Here is a 20257-nt window from a genome sequence, read left to right as displayed (position 1 = left end):
TTTTTAAAATTCATTATGCGGTAAGGGTTACGTAAATACTGTTTGCTATTTCTTTGGTTAGAAAAAGTGGAGCCTTGTCTACAACAACGGTGAGAGCCCCTGTAAAGTCTTCTGTTTTTTGAACTTCTAGTTGAGTTCCGATTCCGATGTTATTCTTACTGAGGTATTTCAAGAAGTCATCCGAAGCAGATTTTACACCAATACACACAGCGCACTGCCCGGCATCTAATTGCCCCAACAATTTCTTTTGTCTGGTGGTGATATTACCATTGGCATCTGGAATAGGATCTCCATGTGGATCGTACTGCGGATGTCCAAGAAAGTGGTCTAGACGATCAACCAGCTCTGCGGATTGAATATGTTCTAATTGTTCTGCCAGATCGTGTACCTGATGCCATTTGAAGTTTAACTTCTCGACCAAGAATACTTCCCAAAGGCGATGCTTTCTAATGATACGCAAGGCAGTCCTTTGACCAGACTCGGTTAAACTAACTCCTTTATACTTAATATAAGTGAGCAGCTGCTTGTCTGCAAGTTTCTTGATCATATCTGTCACAGAGGACGCCTTGGTCTGCATGCGGTCTGCAATGGCGTTAGTGCTTACCTCGCTAGCCGCTCCCTGCTCCAAGTGATAAATTGCCTTTAAATAGTTTTCTTCTGAAAGACTATACATGTACTATATTTAACTTTATGCAAAGGTAAATTTATTTTTAGACAAGCCTAAATAATTTGATAAACTATTAACAAATTCATGCTGTCAATAAGTTGTTTCTTATGATTTAACATAAAAAATTGCTTTTTATCGATTATTTATTACATTTAATCGATTATTTATTACATTTGACATCTAACCCTAAATTTTAGACCATGAAAAAAATCTACTCACTATTGGTTTTTGCTTTTGTTCTTGTAATGGCAAGTTGTAGTAATGATGCGAATGATACCTACGAGAACAGTCCGGATGTACAATTCACAATTACTGAGCGTACCACAGATGATATTGATGGAAAAGATGAAGTTGTAACCTGTGCTGCTACGGAGCTTATAGCAGGTCAAAATTATGTAGCGGGAGAGATCTTGGTTACTGCGGATGAATCTACAGTTTACATTACCTACAGAACGTATGACGGCTGGGTAATTGATGCGACACATTTATTTGCTGGTGTTTGTGAAGACATTCCACAAAACAGAGCTGGAAATCCTAAAATTGGAGTATTTGACCACGCCACCTCGCACAGTGCAAGCGTGGACGAAGTGACTTATGCGCTAGACATCGAATTCTTTGAGCAGTGCTTTTGTGTAGCCGCGCATGCCGAAGTTAGCTTGCTAAATGATGCCGGAAACGTGATCCAATCAGAAACTGCTTGGGGTAATGGCACCTCTTTTGACGGTAACAGCTGGGCAATGTATTCTGATTTTTGCTTAGACGGCTGTACCGAAAATAACGATGGCCCTGCAGACAATCCGACTCGTTAATAAATAAGACGTAATGATATTGCATGACCTGCCAGTTTTCCTGGCAGGTTTTTTATTATGTATACTATACAGCTTCATAAAAGACTAGTCTACAGGCAAAAAATTGTATTTGAACGAATATTCCTGCAAAGTGTCGGTTTTTTCTTACAGGTAAAAATCAACCTCCTATATTCGTCCCAGATTAATTAACAACAACATGAAAAAGCTATTCTTTATTGGGGCAATGATAGCAGTTTTAACTAGCAGCTGTTCCACAGAAACTGTAAACGACGATCTGACACTAACAGATCAAGTACAATTTGAGGTAACCTCTAAGTCTATCCTGACTGCTGGCACGGCAACCGGATCCGGATCCGCAGAGATCTGTTCCATAACCTACATCATGGCCGGACAGCATACCATTGCAGGTAAACTATTCATCCTAGCAGATGCAGACAACCTTTACATTACTTACAGAACTATTTCTGATTGGATCATTGAGGAGACCCACATGTTCATTGGAAATCGCGAAGAAATCCCTGTAAATGGTGGTGGCAACCCCCGCATTGGCCACTTTCCTTACAGCGCCGTTCATTATACCAACACCAATGAAGTAGTGTACACTATTCCTAAGAACGCAGTTCCAAATTGCTTCACCCTAGCAGCACATTCAGTTGTATCTAAAGTAGATACCAATGGTAACACCGTAGCTACAGAGACCGCTTGGACAGAGGGAGAGGCCATTGGTGGCTCTAACTGGGCCATGGCCACTGATTTCTGTATTTCAGGTTGTCCAACCTCTGATAACGGACCTGTACGCAGAAGATAAACGATTAATTGATCTTAGAATTAAGCCCGATCGGTAAAGTGATCGGGCTTTTTTATTAGAATCCGCGTTCTTGTTGCAATTGTTCGTAGGCTTCTTGCACTTTACGGAATTTCTCTTCGGCGCCTTGCTTGTAGGCCTCGTCCATATGCTGCACCTTATCTGGATGATATTTCTTAGCCATGGTTCGGTATGCCTTTTTGATCTCTGAATCCGAAGCCGTCTTTTCGATCTCCAAGATCTTGTAAGCGCTATCTGCAGATTTTAAGAACATGGCTTTTACGCTTTCAAAATCTGCCTGACTTATAGCCAGATAACGCGCAATACGGCCAATCTCATCAACTTCTGCCTTGTCTACGGCTCCATCGGCATTGGCCACGCTAAATAAAAAGTGAAGGATCTGTAAACGTGATTCATAGCGTGTTTTCTGACGCATGAGCTTACAGATATTCTCTGCGGAGATAGCTCTGTTCTTGATCACATCGTTGAACACCTTAAACGCGGCGTTGGCTCGATCTTTACCGTAGGCCTGCACAAAGTACTGCCTAACATAATTGAGCTCATCGTCTTTAACGCGGCCATCTGCTCGGATAACCAAGGAGGCCAAAGACAATAGATTCAGCTCAAAATCCGCAGGAGTTACCCAATCTCCCTTTGGTTGATTAAATACTCGTTTGTACGGTTGTTTTTTGGATCCTCCTTTGTTGATCTCATCGATAAAACTACCAATGATAAAGCCTATTACAGCTCCAAAGAAACGGCCGCCAACAACCCATCCTAATAAGGCTCCAGCCCATCGAAACATAGTGGTGTATAATAAGGATTAAAATTGCGACTAAAGATAACCAATTCACTGCTTGTGCGGGCTGCTCTGTTCGCATATACTAGTACAAAATTGGTTATCTTTACACTCAAATTGTTACACAAAAACAAGAAAAATTATGTATCCAGCAGAATTAGTACAGCCCATGCGCGACGATTTGACTGTCGCAGGCTTTTCTGAATTATATACCGCTGATGAAGTTCAGCAAGCGCTAAGCAAAGAAGGAACTACCCTAGTGGTGGTTAATTCGGTATGCGGATGCGCAGCTGCAAATGCACGTCCAGGAGCGAAACACGCCTTGAACAATGAGAAGACTCCAGACCATTTGGTAACTGTGTTTGCAGGAGTGGACACGGAAGCCGTGAACGCTGTTCGCGAGCGCATGATCCCGTTTCCACCAAGCTCCCCTTCTATGGGTCTTTTTAAAGACGGAGAATTAGTACATATGCTAGAGCGTCACCACATTGAAGGTCGTCCTGCAGGTATGATAGCGGAGAATCTAATGGACGCCTTTAACGAATACTGTTAGGCGGCCCACAGAAAAAATAAGACCACGTTTTAAAACGTGGTTTTTTTATGCCTAATTTTGAGCCATGGCCAAACTCATTTCCTATCCTATATCTGCCATTTATTACTTGGTCTTTGGGCTGACCTTGGTGATCTTTCATCCGATCCAATGGATAGCGCTACGTGTTTTTGGTTATGGCGCCCACAAAGTCACAGTAGATTGGCTCCAATTTTGGATCATGGCGGGAACAGCCATACTCGGTACGCGCTACAGCTTTAAAAATCCTTATAAAGACAAAATAGGTACAGACAGGCCCTTGATCTTGGTTTGTAATCACCAAAGCTTGTACGACATTCCTCCGCTGATTTGGCATTTCAGAAAGAATCATGTCAAGTTTATCAGCAAAAAATCTTTAGGAAAAGGAATACCATCGGTATCGTTTAATCTAAGACATGGAGGCAGCGTACTGATAGATAGAAAAAATGCGGCCCAAGCAGTTGCGGCCATCGCTCAATTTGGTGAATATATAGAGACCAACAAGCGCGCCGCGGTGATCTTCCCAGAAGGCACACGCAGCAGAAATGGCCAACCCAAACCGTTCCAAGCAAAGGGACTGCTTACCTTGTTCGATACCATTCCATCTGCTCTTATAGTCCCGGTGACTATAAACAACTCCTGGAAGCTGTGGCGTTACGGCTCGTTCCCTTTAGGCTTAGGCAACAAGCTTTCCTTTTCGGTTCACGAACCCATCGTTTTAGAAACAATTTCCGACAGACAAGCACTAATAACTCAGCTAGAAAAAACAGTTCACCATGCCCTTAAATGATGCACTAATTACCAAAACCATTGCATTTGTAAAGGCAGAGCTTCTTGGCGCAGAAGGTGGTCACGACTGGTTTCACACCCAGCGTGTCTACAAAACGGCCCTCGCCATAGCCGAACAAGAAAAAGCCGATCTGCAAACGGTGGCTCTTGCGGCACTTTTACACGATATCGCCGATTCTAAATTCCACGATGGAGACGAATCCATAGGGCCTAAAAAGGCAGAAGAATTCTTGTTGAATCAAAAGTTAGACTCCGCAGCGATAGATGCAGTGGTTAATATTATTAAGCACATGTCCTTTAAAAATTCCCTAGAGGAGAATACTTATGATTCTTTAGAGCTACATGTGGTACGTGATGCCGACCGCTTAGATGCTATAGGAGCCATTGGTATAGCACGCGCATTCAATTATGGAGGTTTTAAGAACCGAGCCCTTTACGATCCGCAGATCACTCCTAAACTCAATATGAGTAAAGAAGAGTATAAAAAAAGTGCGGCTCCGACCATAAATCACTTCTACGAAAAGCTGTTGTTGCTAAAAGACCTTATGCATACCAAAACCGGCCGCCAAATGGCAGCCGGTCGGCATGAATTTATGGAAAACTTCTTATCCCAGTTCTATGCAGAATGGGAAGGTAAGCGCTGATCTAATTGGTCAGTTGCTCCAAGGTGATCTTTTTGTCCAGATCTGACAGATTAATAGTTCTAACCTCTTTGATCTCTTCTGGCGTAGCGTAATTTCTATAGATGGTGTATTTCAAATAGGTCGGATTGATAGATGCCTGCGGATTAAGCGACTCTAAATTGATGAGCCACTGGCCTGCTTCTGCATCGTCTATCTCGAATTGTTGAATGGCATAACCGCCTCTATAAGCCAGCTTCATAGCTTCTAAATTGTCAAAACGCGTTTGCTTGTGGGTAAAGAATTTCCCATCCGGACTTACGAACTGTAGGTCAAATTCCGCAGCCGGATCGTTCCATTCAAAGACAATTCTAATGTCTTTTTTATAGCCCACGTTAAGCAACCTATTCGGCAAGGTCTTATAGTCCACCTTGTCTTTGTAGTTGGCCAAAAGCTGTCGCATTTCGGCTTCTGCAATGGCCTGGATTCCAGAGAAATCTAGCGCCGGATAATCGTTGTCCAAAATAAACTTGTAAAGTTCAAAAGCCTTCTGAAACTCACCTGTTTCCTTATACATATAAGCCAGATCTCTATAGCTTTGCGCGTCGTTTGGTGTTAGTATTGCAATGCGTTGGAATACACTTTTGGCCTCATGGATTTGTCCTAACTCTTGCAGGCGATACCCAAGACTCTTTAAAGCTTTAGGGTTGTTTAGAGCCTCGTTTAAGATCTGCTGAGCTATTTGTGCAGCAAAATCGACATCCCAAGCCTCAAAATATTTGGAGGCATTCAGATAATACTCCACACCGTAAGCATTAGCCAAAGCACTTTGTTGCTTGTAAATAGCCTTGGCCTCATCAAATGATGTTGCCGCATTGAGCTGATTCATATACTCGCTTTTGGTAATGTCTTCTGCTACCAAAATACCTTCTGTGTAATCGTTGTTCTTTGCTTTGAGGTTTTCTAAACGTTTTTTAGTGCGCTCCTCATACTTGCCCAATGCAGCCGCATAGGTTTTGGTCTCTATGCGGATCACTCCATTTCTGCCTAAAGTTCCATAACGAACCCCTCCAATAACACTTGGTATGGTGGTAATGCTATAAATGTTTTGCACATCTATAGGCGGCACCTGATTTGGTCCTTGTTCGTAAATGACCTCATCGATCACAATAATAGGCAAGGAACTCCCAGTAATTGAAGTAGCAATAGAGCGGTTAAAGCCATAAGCCGGATTTGGCCCCCACATATCGTATACAAATACACCTGGCATTTTGATGAGCACTTGTCCAATATTGGTGTAGGCCGGCAAAATTTGCTCCTCTGTGATCTGCCAAGCAGAATAACCTAAGGCATCGAAATCTTTGGTTCCGATTGATGTGTTAATGCTTCTAGACCCTATACGCTCTTTACGCTCTTTTTTAGCCCGAAGTTCTACCTCTTCCAACAATTCTCCATCGGTCTCCAAATTGATCTCAAGACTAGAATTTCCCGCTACCAACTCTTTTGGATAAGTGGTTAGATAATCTACACGCAATACATCGCCGGGTAAAGCATCTATGGTAAATCGACCCAGATAGTCTGTTTTCACTTCATTATAACTTCCTTTTACTCGAACCACCGCGCCTTGAACGGGCTGGCCTTCTGTCATTACAATACCACTAACACCTTTTGCTTTTGCATCTGGTTGTTTCAAGGTTTCATTGCTGATGGTTTGGTTATAAGGATTCAGATACAGTATGTTGTTGGCTTCTAATAGATTGTAAAAGCGCTCCATACTCATGGTCTTAGAAGCGTAGCCAATCGCCGAGATCTCTATCTGATCTTGCAAGCCGATCTGTTCTTCAATGATCTGAAGTTTAAAACTCCCATCTGCTTGGGTGACGGTACCGTAATTTCGGTTTAGAATATTGAGATTCACAAATTCTACTGGCTGCTGTGATTGACCATCCAACACATAGGCATCAACATAGATAACGTTCATCTGTGCCCACATGGGAATGCTTAATAAAGCAAGGAAAATAGTAATGACCTTCTTCATAGTTTTTAGTTTTTAAAGTGGTAGGTGACAGGCCGGGAACGTAGGTGATTCCCGGCTTGTAAACCCAGACTCCCTCGGGAGTCAATGCTGTAAAACTCTGCTTAGTCGCGGCCTAGTAGCGCAACTGCTTAAGGGTCACTTTTTGCTTGAGGTCTGAAAGGTTAACGATTCCGGTCTCCTTAGTCTCATTACTCTTGCCATAGTTGGTGTAGACTGTGTATTTTAAATACACCGGATTAATACTGGCATCTCCTGCTAGAGATTCAATATTGATAAGCCAGTTTCCGCTTACACTGTCGTCTATCTCGAACTGTTCTATCGAGTATCCTTTGGTATACTCGTCTTCCATCTGATCCAGATTGTCAAAACGCGTATGCTTGTAGGTGAAGTATTTTTTTGTCGGATCTACGAACTGAATATCAAATTCAGCCGCCGGATCGTTCCATTCGAACACAATTCGGATATCGCGCTTCCAATCGGTTTGCAATAAAGAGTTTGGCAGGTCTTTGTAATATACCTTGTCTTTATGGTTAGCCAAAAGCTGACGCAATTCGGCCTCTGCCACCCCTTGGATTCCGCTAAAGTCAACACCATCGGTCTGATTGGCCAAGATTCGCTTGTAAAGCGCAAAGGCTTTGGTATACTCGCCGGTTTCTTTGTAGATATAGGCCAGGTCTCTAAAACTCTGCGCATCACTTGGATTTAACAGGGCTAAGCGCTGATAGGCTGCTTTAGCACCTTCCAGATCGCCCATATCCTCCAAACGGTAAGCTAAGGTTTTTAGCGCCTTGTCGTTCTTTGGTGCGATATTCAACATCTCTCGTGCCACCTCCGCAGCAAATTCCATATCCCACTTCTCGAAGTATTCAGAAGCATTGACAAAGAAGTCTATGCCATAAGCGGCAGAATTTGCCAGAGAACGCTGCTGATCGTAGATCGACTTTGCGGCTTCAAAAGAGTTAGCCTGATTCAACCTTGCGATATAATCACTCTTTGGGAGATCATCGATCATCACTAAAGATTGGTTGTAATTATTCCCAGTAACTAGTGCCGTTTCTTGTTTGGCCTCTGGTTTATAATCTCCTTGGGCGGCAGCATAGGTCTTGGTGCGAATAATAATTACACCATTTCTACCTAAGGTACCATAACGCGTTGAACCAACTATTCCAGGAATAACTGTCATACTGTATACATTATTTATATCGAGCAATCCATTTAACCCACCCGGCCCAACTTGGTCAGGTCCGTAAACCACATCATCGATAACAATAGCGCGTCCATTGCTCAAGTTTATAGAGGTAGGATTCACTACGCCAATGGTAGGTAATCTTAACAAGGCTTGTTCAAAGGTCAATGCCCCATCGGAGATCTCATCGTAAGTGATCTGCGCTGCGCGATACCCAAGACGATCGAATTTCTTCTTCCCATAAGCGGTTTCAATGTTTCTGTCTGAGAGGAACTCTCTTTTCTCTGACTTTAAGGTCACTTGCTCTAGCAGTTCGCCATCTACCGTCAATGCAATATTCATATTTGGCTGAGCGCTTACCTCTTTGGGGAAAGTTGTCAAATAATCCACTTGTAAAACATCGCCAGAAAGCGCATCGATCTCGAACTTTCCGTCTGCATCTGTTTTTACCTGCTTATAGCTTCCTTTTACACGAATGGTGGCTCCTTGGATAGGCGCTCCCTCTGCCATAACCACTCCAGTAACGCCTTTAGCTTTGCTACCTTGATTGGCGCTTTTAAGGGTTTCTTGACTTATGGATTCGTTGTAGGGATTCAAATACAGGATATTGTTCTTTTCCAATAGGTTGTACAAACGCTCCATAGACATGGTTTTGGGCGCGTAACCTAAAGCGGCCAGCTTGATCTGGTCCTGAGGTCCAATTTGGTCTTCAATGATCTCCAAATGGAATTTACCATCGGAGGCAGTAATGGTACCCATATCGCGGTCCAATACATTGATATTTACAAATTCGATTGGTCGTTGTGTAGATCCGTCCAAGACATAGGCGTCTATGGTCACCACATTCATCTGAGCTAACATCGGTAAACTCAGCAGAGCTAAAAAATAAGATAAAACTGTTTTCATAATAGCAACTTTAAAAGTTATCACTGCATGCACAACTAACTGATACCTAAGATACAACGCAAATGGGGAAAAAAGTAATCCCCGATAGAAATTAACGTTTGTTTGTGAGCAGAATTTACGGGCGTTGAGCGCCTTTTGGCTAATAGTAGAAACTATCTAAAGTCACCTTGCTTGTTTGTTGATACAATTTTATCAATTTGGTGCGGATCTGCTGCTGATCTGTTGCGTAATCGGTGTATACTGTATACTTCATATAGGAAGGATACAGCAAATCAGATTCGCCTAAGTGCTCCACGTTGATCAACCACTTGCCAGATCTATTATCGTCTAGGATGAATTCCTCCATGGTAAAACCGGCTTGAGCTTCTTCTAACATCCGCTCTTTAGTCAGAAACGGCGTGTGTGACCATTGGTAGTATTTCTTCTCCGGATTCACGAATTGTAGCTCAAAGGAAGCGTTAGGATCTGTCCATTGGAACACCAGGCGCAGATCGAGATCAAAGTCGGTCTTAAGTAAACTAGTAGGAAGATCCGTATAGCTAATTCGATCCTTGTGCTGTGCAACTAAATGTTGCAGCTCGTGCTCAAGCAGTCCTTGCGTTGCTCCAAGGACTAAACCATCTATAGTTCCAGATAAAAGTCGTTTGTAGACCTCAAAAGCCTCTTGATATTGCCCATCTTGCTGTAGCGCCAAGGCCAAATCGCGATAGCCTTGCACCTGTGTGGGTTCTAAAGCAATGATCTGTCGGTGTAAACCAATGGTCTGGTGTGCAAAACCATAGGACTCCATAGCATAAGCCATAATACGCAGCGCTTGAACATTCTTCGGCGCTACTTCTGCCAAACTGCTCAAAATAGCTTTAGCGTAGCCTGCATCCCATTTTAAGAAGTATTCTGACACATCAACAAAGTAAACAATGTCCTGCTTGTAACGCTTGCGCTGTGCCAGATGAATCTCTTTAGCTTGCTCAAAACTTGAAGCAGTGTATAACGATTTCAAGTATTCGGGTATCACTGCCCCAGAATCCAAACTGGGTAAAAGCACCTCTTGATAATCGTTGCCGGTAACCAAAGCAGAAGGTTTAGTCTCTGGCGGAGCTCCGGTAAGTGCAAAAGTCTTGGTCTCTATACGAATGGCGCCGTAGGCAGCAATGGAACCGTACCTATTGGTCGCGGCTAACCCTCGGAAAATAGCAACATTATCGATATTCTGCACATCTATCAAGGGCCTTTGGTCTTGAGTGTAGATTATCCCGTCCACAACAATGACAGGCAAACTGCTGTTAGAGATCGAAGAAGCAATACTTCGTGTGAAGATGAACTCTGCATCTTCACCAAAGCCTATTACCTGTACGCCCGACAATCCGGCCAATAGCTGGCTCAGATTGGTGTAGTAAGGAGGAATATCCTCCGCAAGAATAAAATCCGCAGCAAAACCAAGCGCCTTTCTCGACTTTTTCCCATAAGGAGTCTTGATTTCATCTTCGTTTTTCTCAGCCTCAATGACCACCTCATCCAAAAGCTCACCATCAGTCTCTAAGAACACATTCAAAGAACCCCCAGCAGGGACAACTACTTCCTTGTCCAGCATACCCAAAAAAGAAAACACCAAAACATCTCCACTGTTGGCATTGATCTTGTAATTACCTTCTGTATCGGTAAGCACCTGATTGTAGGTATTCTTTACCCAAACCTTGGCCCCTTGAATGGGTCCAGAAGAAGCAGTTACCTGCCCTTTCAAGGAAAGCTCTTCACTGCGCTGTGCGTAAACCACCTTGTCATCAACCTCGTTTAGCATAAGCCCTAACCCCTCTTTTGGGTTGATTCTACTCAGATCGATATAATGTCCATCGGCGTATAAGGAGAGGTCTTGTAAGGCAGTGTGATTGGCCTCAGCTCGACTATTTATACTGAAAATTGGGATGTTAAGCGGTGATAAGGGAGGGCCAAAGACGGACTCACCATCGGAAAAGAAGAGTATGGTCTCTGCATTGAAATTATTGTCTTGCAACACCTGCTCAAATCCGGAGCCTCCAAAATAAGTACTGCTCTTTAAATAAGCTAGTATTTCACTACAGTCCCCACAATTAAAATCCTGGCTTTCTTGCCATCCGGCTCCAAAACGAATAACCCGAACTTCTTTAGCTCTCACGGCTTTTAGATAAGATTCCAGCAGGTCGAATTCCTCGTCAAAACTTCTGCTAAGCTGCGAAAGAGAAGCATCCCAATAGACGGTAATACGTTCTGGATCTTCTCGAGCCTCGCTCTTAGTACCCGAACCCGTCGGAACTGATGCGATCAAATAAAAACCCATGCCTGTATCGGAATAACGTTCCCATTTATCTTGGCTAATACTTCGGGTATAAGCTACTCCTCGATCTGCACTCGCAGCTATGGCAAATTCTATCTTATCGCCATAGACCTCTACCAATTCCATACTCACCACGATATCTTCGCTCACATAAATGTTGTAATCTGATAGTGGAATCGCCACAGCTCTCATGTCCGATTTAAGCGTGTAAAAGATATTCTGGCTCAGCAGGTTCTTAGCCGGATAGCGCTTTTGATAGTCGTAAATATTAACCCGAATCTTTAAACTATCTGCCTGGTTCTCTACCACGTCAAACTTCAAGGTGTCCAAACGGGTGTTGTCTTTTTTAATGCGAACACGAGTTGCGATCTCACCACCCAAGCCTTCTTTGTCTTTCCAGTAGCCTAAAGTAGCTCTGGTGCGCATAATATTGCCTATTTCTATTGTTTTGCGTTTCTCGTTGGTCAAAACCACCTCATCTAAACTATAGGTCGTAGGATTGAGATATATGATGTTATTTTTCGCTAGCAGCCTGTAGAGATCTACCAGTTTAAAGGTCTTGGTTTGATAACCCAGGGTGGAGATCTGTAGCGCCCCGTTAAGGCCAATTTCTGCCTCGTCAAAATTCAAACGAAACTTGCCATTTTCATCGCTAACGGTACCGACTCCTTTTTCTACAAAGCCAATGTTGGCAAAGGCAATTGGCGTATTGGTAGTCCCGTCCAATACATAGGCATTGATGGTCACCTCCATTGGCTTGGAGGTGTTTTGAGCCGATGTATTTAAAACGAATAACACGGCTACGATAGCAAGAACAAGCTTCTTTAGCATATTCAATAGATTTAGGTTTAGACGGGGAGTAACCAGGTTGGTTTAAAATTAATGAAATTTAAACTCAAAGTTGTTGTCTTTAACGCTTCGCTAAGATAATGCTAGAATAGCTTGAGTTGATTCTGGTAAGGATTGGAGAACAGATCTGTTCTCAGTTTAGGTTTTTCTACGGATGGAAAATACTGCTTCTTGGCCAAGGCGATCAGGTCGTTGATCTGCTGGGCTATGGCACCTTGACCTCGCATTCTAAGTCCAAATTCAAAGCTGTTCACTTGGCCGCCATGACAGTCTGCTATTTGATTCAAAATACGTTCTGCACGATCTGGCATAGCAGCCTTTAGCCAAGCAGAGAAAATCTGTTCCAGCTGACCGTTTAGTCGGACAATAGTATGTCCAATACGCAAGGCCCCAGCATCTGCTGCAGTTTTTGCTAAAGGCAAGATCTCATGCGAATTCAAGGATGGAATTATGGGAGCCATCATTACCATGACAGGAATATTATTCTTGGCCAAGGTCTCTACCGTTTGTAAACGTTTCTTTATTGTGGCTGTTCTGGGTTCCAACAAGCGTCTGGTCTTTTCAGATAAGGATGTAATAGAGATCACAACTTGCACTAACTCTTGGTCTGCTAGGGCCTTTAAAAGATCCAGATCTCTTAACACTAAGGAATTCTTGGTGATGATCCCCACAGGATGTTTCCAATCTAAAAGGACTTGCAAACAGCGGCGGGTGAGTTCAAACTTCTTTTCCGCAGGTTGATAGCAATCTGTATTCCCTGAGAACACAATAGGACTTGGTTCCCATTTCTTGCTCTTTAGTTTTCTGATGAGCAGCTCCGGGGCATTCTTTTTAACCATGATAACTCGTTCAAAGTCCAATCCGGCGCCATAACCCCAATACTCATGAGAGTTTCTAGCATAGCAATACACACAGCCGTGTTCACAACCTTGGTAGGGATTTGCCGAGAATTCCATACCCACGTCGGGGCTATTCACCGGGTTCACAAAACTCTTTGGGTATACGGTAAGATAGCGGGTTTTGTTAGATTCGAACGCTTCTTCCTCTTTGCTACAATACTCTAAAAAGTCATCCAGCCACTCGTGTTTTTCGGAGGCGAATTTGTTGTGGACACGCTCTTGCGCGCCCCGACCTTTAAGATGAACTTGCATGTACTTTAGTGGGAATTTCTCCTACCAAAATACAAACTAATTAGGAATATTTCCAAATTTTAGGATTATTTCCTAAAACAGTACTTATTTTCCAGGGAAGATAGCCTTGCGTTTTTCTAAGAAAGCTTGAGTACCCTCTTTAAAGTCCGCTGTGCCAAAGCACTTTCCAAATTCGGTGATCTCGGTGTCAAAACCGTTCTCACCTTCTTCGTAATTCGAGTTGATCGCTGTAATGGCTGCAGCGATGGCAACAGAAGAATTGGTCATGATCTTACCAGCAATCTCGTGACACTTTGGGATTAGATCCTCTTGCGTTGTCACATGGTTCACCAAACCGTATTCTAGAGCCTTATCGGCTTTGATCATGGTAGCAGTCATGATCATTTCCATAGCGCGACCCTTCCCAACAAGTTGTGGTAATCGTTGGGTTCCGCCATAACCAGGAATAACTCCTAAAGAAACTTCTGGCAAGCCCATGCGTGCGTTGTCACTTGCTAATCTGAAGTGTGCTGCCATGGCGAGTTCAAGCCCTCCACCAAGTGCAAAACCATTTACAGCTGCAATTACTGGTGTAGACAAATTAGCCACAAAGTCAAAAAGCAAGGCTTGTCCGCTGCTGGCTAGTTTTTCACCTTCGGAAACGGAGAAATCGGCAAACTCGCTAATATCAGCTCCAGCCACAAAGGCCTTTTCACCAGCTCCAGTTACTATAATGACTTTTACATCTCGGTCTTGATCCGCAGCTTTAAAAGCCTTGTGCAACTCTGCAATGGTCTCTGTATTGAGCGCATTTAACTTGCTCGGACGGTTAATGGTAATAGTGCAAACACCATTTGCGGATTCGCTTAGAAGGTTATTGTATGACATGATTGCTCAGTTTTTCAGTAAGTTTCGGAAAGCGCACCTCAAAAACGGTTTCTACGCCTTCCTCACTTGTAAAATTAATACTTCCCCCGTAAGTTTCCACAATATTTTTCACCATTGCCAGACCCAGTCCCATACCACTGCTTTTGGTAGTGAACTTGGGTTCGAATACGAGTTCCTTATTGGCTTGCGAAATACCTACACCGTTGTCACTTACACGGATAATTGCATCTTCACCTTCGGTGAGTACACGCACAAAGATCTTTGGCTCAGGTGTATTGACCAGCGCCTGAGTACTATTCTTTACTAAGTTGGTTACCACACGAATAAGTTGTGTTCTGTCAAAAGTAGCGATCACTTCTTCCTGATCGGCCTCGAAATAGATGTATGACTCATTGAAGATATCCAAGGCCAATTTGGTGATCTTTACCACATTGAGCGTCTCGTCCTTTTGAGCCGGCATCTTGGCATAGGTTGAGAAGGCAGAAGCAATAGAACTCATGGTGTCTATTTGCTGTATCAGTGTATTACTGTATTCTTTTACTTTTTCTTTTACGTCTGGATCGTTCGGGTCGAACTTACGCTCAAAGCTCTGGACAGATAAGCGCATTGGCGTAAGCGGATTCTTGATCTCATGTGCAACTTGTTTGGCCATTTCTCGCCAAGCAGCTTCGCGTTCGCCGGCAGCTAATTTAGCTGCGCTGATCTCCAGTTCATCTATCATGGCGTTGTAGGCTTCTACCAGATTGACTATCTCCGGACTAGTGTCGTCTGTTACAATTTTCTCGTTCCTGATGCCCAGAGAAGTTTCTGTCATCTTATCGCTGATAGATTGCAGCGATTTGGTGATGTATTTGGATAGGAAAAAGGCCAAGAAGATCGCGATGCCTAACATCAGCAGATATACTTGTGCTAATCGTGTTAGAAACTCTACCAATTCCCGGCTGATAAAATCGTCTTCCTCTATATAAGGAAGGTTTAATATGGCAATGGGCTTGAATTTATTGTCTGTTATATAAGAGTACGAGGTTCGAAATCCGCGACCATCTTCGGTGAACTTCTCGACGTATTTCTTGGTCGCAGAATTTTGCAATCCCGATAAGGCCTCCGCAGGAATTTGTACTCTAGTAGTATCGCGCATTAAAGAAGCCTTTGAACTTTTGAGCAATTTCCCTTCTAAGTCATATATATATACCTCCAAATTGTGGATGTCTTTGATCTCGTAGATCTTGGTGCGGAATATCAGGGATAAATTCTCGGTCTCAACCGGATAGGTCGTTGTTTTAAGCACATAATTGATGCTCGACTTAATGGCAGCCTCTTTGCGCTCTAAACGCTCGGTATGATAGTCTTTGGCCTCTTCGCTGTATTGGTAAATAGAAACCGCAGCAATAAGTACAGAAGCTGCTATTACCAACAACAACATGGAAAGGAAAATACGTGTTCTTAGGCTGAGTTTCACCGGGCTTGGAAGCTTTTAATCTCTGTTGAAACTACAAATATTAGACCAGAATCATTCTTTTTCGGCCCGATATCTTTTGTAGAGCTTGAATCCCATCATTAAGAAAAGGGCAAATACAATAAGACCCAAGGTGCCGTAGATCCAATTCACGGCATTCTTTAAGATCACCAAAAAGACTACTGCAAAAAGTATCAAGGTAGCTCCCTCATTGAACAAACGCATGAAGTTGGAGCTGTATTTGACCCTATCGGCCTGAAGGTCCTTGTATATTAAATGACATTTGATGTGGTAAGCAATAAGCGCCACCACAAAGCCGAGCTTAACTTGCATCCATGCATCTGTGATATAAAATGGTCGGATGGCCAAGAGCCAGATCGCAAAACCAATGGCCAAGAACATAGAAGGCCAAGTAATGATAAACCACAGTCTTTTGGCCATGATCTTAAGCTGGTCTCCTAGAATGGTCTTATCTGGTTCGGGTTTCTGAGATGCCTCAATCTGATACACGAATAGCCGGACAATGTAGAAAAGGCCGGCAAACCAAGTGATCACAAAGATCAAGTGTAAAGCTTTTATGTAATTGTATTCCACGGTTACTTCTTAATCAGAGCAAGAGCTTTTGTTAACCACGCGTCATCTGTGTAAGTAATTCTTGCATGCCTAGCATCACTCCAGGTAAATAGTCCTCTCGCGGTGTACCATCTACATGATACAACCGTTCAAAGGTAATGTTTAATCTGTAGTTTGAATTGGGCAAATTAACCGAATAATTCGCGCCTAGAAGTCCCGCCATAGAAGTCCCGATCACAGTATTGTTACCAAAAGCATCTAAACCAATGGTCATACCTTCTCCCATACTTCCGGCCCAATAGTTCACCAGAACATAAATGGGCTTATCGTAAGTTTTGCCTCGCGGTTTAACCACTTCTGTCCAACGTTTATCTTCGGATACGCGATAATGGGTCTTAACCGCGTTCCAATCGGTTCTCTGACGCTCGAAATAAGCGTAGTTCTTATCGATCTCGTTCCAGAGAAAATCAAAATCAGACTTAAAATCTTGCTGCGCCTGAAGTAGAGGCGCAGCAGATAAAAAAAGGTATAAGATTAAAAGCTTATTCATCAGCTACAAAGAGATAGTTCAGATTTAAGCTGTTGAATGCAGCATTAAAATTGGCGATCTCTTGGGTAATGAGCACATCAAACTTGTTCAATTCTTCATTTATAAGAGCAGTAAGCTCATTTTTTACCATAATATCTTGCTCTGTCGGTGGGAAGTCATCCATTCCCACTAGAGAATTAAGGTGAGCCAACTTATTGGTCAACTTGATCGGGAAGTTTAAAGGATCTTGCCCAGAACGATTTTTGGTCTGATACAGGGCCTTCTCGATCTCTGAGAATTGCTCACTCAAGGTCTTGGCCTGCTCCAACAAGTCTGCAACGCGATCGTCTCCTTTGTATTGCTTTTGGAAGGCTTCCAATTGCTTGTTTACATTTCTGATCTTCTTGATAGCCTTGTGCGCTTTGTCTACCGTCTCGTTAACATCGTTGATGAAGTTGAATTGGGCGCGCATTCCTGCAATGTCGGTCTCTGCGTTTTCATCTGGCAGAATATTGAAAGTTTTCTGCTGATTTTCGCCGTCCACACTCAAAGCAACTTTATAAGTTCCAGGCACAGCTTTAGGTGCATTGGTACTTGCCCACCAAAGGATCATCCCTTTGAGGCGCTCAGCTCCTTCTCCTCGCATGTTCCAAGTGAAGAGGTTGCTGCCTTCTGATACCTTCAATTTGTTCTTCGGATCTTTGGTTCCGTAGCTCATAATGGTATCTCCGGCTTGGGTCATATAACTCAAACGAATGTCTTTGTCTTTCGGATCTTTTACGTAGAAATAAGTCATTACTCCACCCGGATGGTTTGCACCTTCGGTAAGAGAACCAGCTCTTCCGCCTCCACCCATACGATAGGTATCTTTAGGTTGGAACAGCATGGCATTTGCCTTGGTTGCCTTAGCAGCCTGACGTAAGAAGGTCAGATCGTCAATGATCCACAAGCTGCGCCCTTGAGTGGCCACAATGAGGTTGTCCTCTTTTAAGGCCAAATCCGTGATAGGAACAATAGGCAAGTTCAACTGGAATTCTTGCCATGAAGCACCATCGTTAAAAGAAACATACATCCCAGTTTCCGTACCTGCGTATAGGAGTCCTTTTTGCTTTGGATCTTCACGCAAAACGCGTGTGAAATGCTCTGCAGCAATTCCGTTGGTGATCTTTTTCCAGGTCTTTCCGTAGTCGCTGGTCTTATATAAATAAGGAGCAAAATCACCCGTTTTGTACTTGGTTCCGGCTACATAACAAACAGCGGGATCAAAGCGCGAAGGCTCAATGCTATTTATCATCATCCACTCCGGCATACCTTTAGGAGTTACGTTCTCCCAAGAAGCTCCTCCATTGCGAGTAAGGTGTACCAAACCGTCATCAGAGCCAACCCACATCAGACCTTCTGTAACTGGCGACTCCGCAGCGGCAAAAATGGTACAATAGTATTCTACAGAAGTGTTGTCTTGGGTGATCGGGCCTCCAGAAGATTTTAATTTCTCCGGATCGTTTCTGGTAAGGTCTGGAGAAATGATATCCCAGCTTTGTCCTTCATTAGTGGTTACGTGTACATGGTTAGAGAAGGTGTACATTTTCTTTGGATTGTGAGGAGAGAAGATAATCGGGAAATTCCACTGGAAGCGGTATTTCATATCTTCTGCGCCGTGACCCATAGGATTGTCTGGCCAAACACTAATACTGCGGACAGTACCTGTTCTGTGGTTGTAGCGCGTCAAGAATCCGTCGTAACTACCTCCATAAACAATGTCGTTGTCTAGTGGATCTATTGCAATATGGGCGCTCTCACCTCCTGCGGTAGATTCCCAGTCGTCTTCGCCAATGCTAAAGCCTTCATTCCTGTGGTTGATTCTAACAGTAGAATTGTCCTGCTGTGCCGCATAAATTCGATACGGGAACGCATTGTCTGTGGTCACACGATAGAACTGCGAGGTGGGCTGATTGTGATACGTACTCCAAGTTTCACCGCCGTCATAAGACACTTGTGCGCCACCATCGTCTCCGATGATCATACGCTTCGGATCTTCTGGTGCGATCCACAGATCGTGGTGGTCACCATGGGGAGCATTATAGGTGCTGAAGGTCTTTCCCCCATCTGTGCTTTTATGATAACGCACATTGAGTACATACACTAGATCCTCGTCTTGAGAATCTGCATAGATACGTGTATAATACCAAGCGCGTTGTCTTAGTTTTCTTTCGCTATTGATATGACTCCAAGTTGCACCACCGTCTTCTGAGCGGTAAACACCACCCTTATCTTTATTCTCTACTATAGCCCAAACGCGGTTTGCGTTAACTGGCGATACGGTAACTCCGATGATCCCCAAAGTATCTGTAGGGAAGCCTGGATTCTTAGAGATCTCAGTCCAGGTCTCTCCGCGATCTGTACTTTTCCAAAGCGCAGAGCCATCTCCACCACTACTCAAGCTATATGGTGTTCTGCGTACATTCCAAGTTGATGCATACAAGACTCTCGGGTTGCTAGGATCTATTGTTAGGTCTACAGCTCCGGCATCGCGGTTAGCGAACAGGACCTTTCGCCAAGTCTTTCCGCCATCTGTACTTTTGTAAACCCCGCGTTCGTCTGTTGGTTTGTAAATGTTGCCCATAACTGCGGCGTAGACCACATTGTGGTCGTTAGGGTCTATAGCTATTCTAGGAATATGGCGACTCTTTTCTAAGCCCATTTGTTTCCAAGTCTTTCCGGCGTCGACGCTTTTCCATACGCCATATCCAGAAGACACATTACCGCGAACAGTTTTCTCTCCACCACCAACGTAAATCACGTTCGGGTCACTTTCTGCTACTTCTATGGCGCCAATAGAGCCTCCAAAGAAGCCGTCAGAGATATTCTTCCAAGTGCGGCCTCCGTCATTGGTTTGCCAAATTCCGCCCCCAGTGGCTCCGAAATAAAATAAATTAGGTTTTCCGGGAACACCGGTCACCGCAGCGCTTCGACCGCCTCTAAATGGACCTACTAAACGATACTCCATGGCATCGTAAATAGCTTGGTCTACTTGGGCTAGGGATTCGAAAGGAATTGCTACAAAAACGAGTGAGAGTGCGAGCAGTGCCGCACGGATCTTTGCGTAAAACATCAGGATGGTTTTTTGGTTTACGTAAAGATAACCAAAATTAAGCCCAACAATTTTCTAAGAAGCTGTTAAAAAAGGGGTTGACTAACAGCGATCTTTATGAGATGTCAATTCATAAATTTTGCAACAAATACATAAATATGGATTGCTTTGGCTTGGAAACCAGCACAATAGAACCATACATTTATCCTCCGGCCAAAAGAGAAGGCTAGGCTAACTATTTAA

16 protein-coding genes are annotated in these 20257 nt (G+C 43.5%); 5 read left to right on the top strand and 11 right to left on the bottom strand.

Features of this window, described 5'->3' with window-relative positions:
* Window positions 1-13: 13 nt before the first annotated feature.
* A complete protein-coding gene (locus tag AC0J2F_RS08325) occupies window positions 14-673 on the bottom strand; it encodes a metal-dependent transcriptional regulator (RefSeq protein WP_473007247.1) in 660 nt (219 codons plus the stop codon).
* A 194-nt stretch (window positions 674-867) separates the two neighbouring features.
* Here AC0J2F_RS08325 and AC0J2F_RS08320 point away from each other — a divergent pair, with 194 nt between their 5' ends.
* Both AC0J2F_RS08320 and AC0J2F_RS08315 read left to right on the top strand, forming a co-directional pair.
* Window positions 868-1476, top strand: a complete 609-nt coding sequence (locus AC0J2F_RS08320) for a hypothetical protein (protein WP_473007246.1) — start codon at window positions 868-870, stop codon at window positions 1474-1476.
* A 196-nt stretch (window positions 1477-1672) separates the two neighbouring features.
* A complete protein-coding gene (locus AC0J2F_RS08315; protein ID WP_473007244.1) occupies window positions 1673-2284 on the top strand; it encodes a hypothetical protein in 612 nt (203 codons plus the stop codon).
* Between the two features lie 55 nt (window positions 2285-2339).
* Here the strand turns inward: AC0J2F_RS08315 and AC0J2F_RS08310 are convergent, their stop codons facing one another.
* Window positions 2340-3086 carry a TerB family tellurite resistance protein gene (locus AC0J2F_RS08310; RefSeq protein ID WP_473007243.1) on the bottom strand — a complete coding sequence of 249 codons (747 nt, stop codon included), beginning with the start codon at window positions 3084-3086 and terminating at the stop codon, window positions 2340-2342.
* Window positions 3087-3222: 136 nt separating this feature from the next.
* On the opposite strand from AC0J2F_RS08310, the gene AC0J2F_RS08305 reads away from it, so the two are divergent.
* The 3 genes from AC0J2F_RS08305 to AC0J2F_RS08295 all read left to right on the top strand — a co-directional run bounded on the left by AC0J2F_RS08305 (window position 3223) and on the right by AC0J2F_RS08295 (window position 5081).
* Window positions 3223-3633: a BrxA/BrxB family bacilliredoxin gene (locus AC0J2F_RS08305; RefSeq protein WP_473007241.1), complete on the top strand. Its 411-nt coding sequence runs from the start codon at window positions 3223-3225 to the stop codon at window positions 3631-3633.
* Between the two features lie 64 nt (window positions 3634-3697).
* Window positions 3698-4438, top strand: a complete 741-nt coding sequence (locus tag AC0J2F_RS08300) for a lysophospholipid acyltransferase family protein (RefSeq protein ID WP_473007240.1) — start codon at window positions 3698-3700, stop codon at window positions 4436-4438.
* Window positions 4425-5081 (top strand): HD domain-containing protein, encoded by a 657-nt coding sequence (locus AC0J2F_RS08295; protein ID WP_473007239.1) that lies wholly within the window; start codon window positions 4425-4427, stop codon window positions 5079-5081. Before AC0J2F_RS08300 ends, AC0J2F_RS08295 begins: the two co-directional genes overlap by 14 nt.
* 1 nt (window position 5082) lies before the next feature.
* Here the strand turns inward: AC0J2F_RS08295 and AC0J2F_RS08290 are convergent, their stop codons facing one another.
* The 9 genes from AC0J2F_RS08290 to AC0J2F_RS08250 form a co-directional block, all read right to left on the bottom strand.
* Window positions 5083-7095: a hypothetical protein gene (locus tag AC0J2F_RS08290; protein WP_473007238.1), complete on the bottom strand. Its 2013-nt coding sequence runs from the start codon at window positions 7093-7095 to the stop codon at window positions 5083-5085.
* Window positions 7096-7207: 112 nt separating this feature from the next.
* Entirely contained in the window at window positions 7208-9187 is a 1980-nt protein-coding gene (locus AC0J2F_RS08285; RefSeq protein ID WP_473007237.1) for a YfaP family protein, read from the bottom strand.
* 139 nt (window positions 9188-9326) lie between these two features.
* A complete protein-coding gene (locus AC0J2F_RS08280) occupies window positions 9327-12329 on the bottom strand; it encodes a carboxypeptidase-like regulatory domain-containing protein (protein WP_473007236.1) in 3003 nt (1000 codons plus the stop codon).
* Between the two features lie 101 nt (window positions 12330-12430).
* Window positions 12431-13498, bottom strand: a complete 1068-nt coding sequence (locus AC0J2F_RS08275) for a PA0069 family radical SAM protein (protein WP_473007235.1) — start codon at window positions 13496-13498, stop codon at window positions 12431-12433.
* 84 nt (window positions 13499-13582) lie between these two features.
* Window positions 13583-14365 carry an enoyl-CoA hydratase/isomerase family protein gene (locus tag AC0J2F_RS08270; protein ID WP_473007234.1) on the bottom strand — a complete coding sequence of 261 codons (783 nt, stop codon included), beginning with the start codon at window positions 14363-14365 and terminating at the stop codon, window positions 13583-13585.
* Entirely contained in the window at window positions 14352-15788 is a 1437-nt protein-coding gene (locus AC0J2F_RS08265) for a sensor histidine kinase (RefSeq protein ID WP_473009380.1), read from the bottom strand. The genes AC0J2F_RS08270 and AC0J2F_RS08265 overlap by 14 nt, the downstream gene beginning before the upstream one ends.
* 87 nt (window positions 15789-15875) lie before the next feature.
* Window positions 15876-16415, bottom strand: a complete 540-nt coding sequence (locus AC0J2F_RS08260; protein WP_087523751.1) for a CopD family protein — start codon at window positions 16413-16415, stop codon at window positions 15876-15878.
* A gap of 31 nt (window positions 16416-16446) precedes the next feature.
* The gene (locus AC0J2F_RS08255) at window positions 16447-16944 is read right to left on the bottom strand and encodes a S41 family peptidase (RefSeq protein WP_473007233.1); all 498 of its coding nucleotides are present in this window, start codon (window positions 16942-16944) and stop codon (window positions 16447-16449) included.
* On the bottom strand, window positions 16937-20035 hold the full coding sequence (locus AC0J2F_RS08250) for a WD40/YVTN/BNR-like repeat-containing protein (RefSeq protein ID WP_473007232.1): 3099 nt from the start codon (window positions 20033-20035) through the stop codon (window positions 16937-16939). The genes AC0J2F_RS08255 and AC0J2F_RS08250 overlap by 8 nt, the downstream gene beginning before the upstream one ends.
* Between the last annotated feature and the right edge of the window lie 222 nt (window positions 20036-20257).

The organism is Gilvibacter sp. CC01 (genome assembly GCF_055755295.1).
This window is presented reverse-complemented; position numbering and strand designations above follow the sequence as displayed.

What these genes read in the sequence shown, in the direction of transcription:
- AC0J2F_RS08315 (WP_473007244.1), top strand. Translation starts at nt 1,673, where the DNA reads ATGAAAAAGCTATTCTTTATTGGGGCAATGATAGCAGTTTTAACTAGC.
- AC0J2F_RS08325 (WP_473007247.1), bottom strand. Translation starts at nt 673, where the DNA reads ATGTATAGTCTTTCAGAAGAAAACTATTTAAAGGCAATTTATCACTTG.
- AC0J2F_RS08305 (WP_473007241.1), top strand. Translation starts at nt 3,223, where the DNA reads ATGTATCCAGCAGAATTAGTACAGCCCATGCGCGACGATTTGACTGTC.
- AC0J2F_RS08300 (WP_473007240.1), top strand. Translation starts at nt 3,698, where the DNA reads ATGGCCAAACTCATTTCCTATCCTATATCTGCCATTTATTACTTGGTC.
- AC0J2F_RS08310 (WP_473007243.1), bottom strand. Translation starts at nt 3,086, where the DNA reads ATGTTTCGATGGGCTGGAGCCTTATTAGGATGGGTTGTTGGCGGCCGT.
- AC0J2F_RS08255 (WP_473007233.1), bottom strand. Translation starts at nt 16,944, where the DNA reads ATGAATAAGCTTTTAATCTTATACCTTTTTTTATCTGCTGCGCCTCTA.
- AC0J2F_RS08270 (WP_473007234.1), bottom strand. Translation starts at nt 14,365, where the DNA reads ATGTCATACAATAACCTTCTAAGCGAATCCGCAAATGGTGTTTGCACT.
- AC0J2F_RS08280 (WP_473007236.1), bottom strand. Translation starts at nt 12,329, where the DNA reads ATGCTAAAGAAGCTTGTTCTTGCTATCGTAGCCGTGTTATTCGTTTTA.
- AC0J2F_RS08265 (WP_473009380.1), bottom strand. Translation starts at nt 15,788, where the DNA reads ATGTTGTTGTTGGTAATAGCAGCTTCTGTACTTATTGCTGCGGTTTCT.
- AC0J2F_RS08320 (WP_473007246.1), top strand. Translation starts at nt 868, where the DNA reads ATGAAAAAAATCTACTCACTATTGGTTTTTGCTTTTGTTCTTGTAATG.
- AC0J2F_RS08290 (WP_473007238.1), bottom strand. Translation starts at nt 7,095, where the DNA reads ATGAAGAAGGTCATTACTATTTTCCTTGCTTTATTAAGCATTCCCATG.
- AC0J2F_RS08250 (WP_473007232.1), bottom strand. Translation starts at nt 20,035, where the DNA reads ATGTTTTACGCAAAGATCCGTGCGGCACTGCTCGCACTCTCACTCGTT.
- AC0J2F_RS08285 (WP_473007237.1), bottom strand. Translation starts at nt 9,187, where the DNA reads ATGAAAACAGTTTTATCTTATTTTTTAGCTCTGCTGAGTTTACCGATG.
- AC0J2F_RS08295 (WP_473007239.1), top strand. Translation starts at nt 4,425, where the DNA reads ATGCCCTTAAATGATGCACTAATTACCAAAACCATTGCATTTGTAAAG.
- AC0J2F_RS08275 (WP_473007235.1), bottom strand. Translation starts at nt 13,498, where the DNA reads ATGCAAGTTCATCTTAAAGGTCGGGGCGCGCAAGAGCGTGTCCACAAC.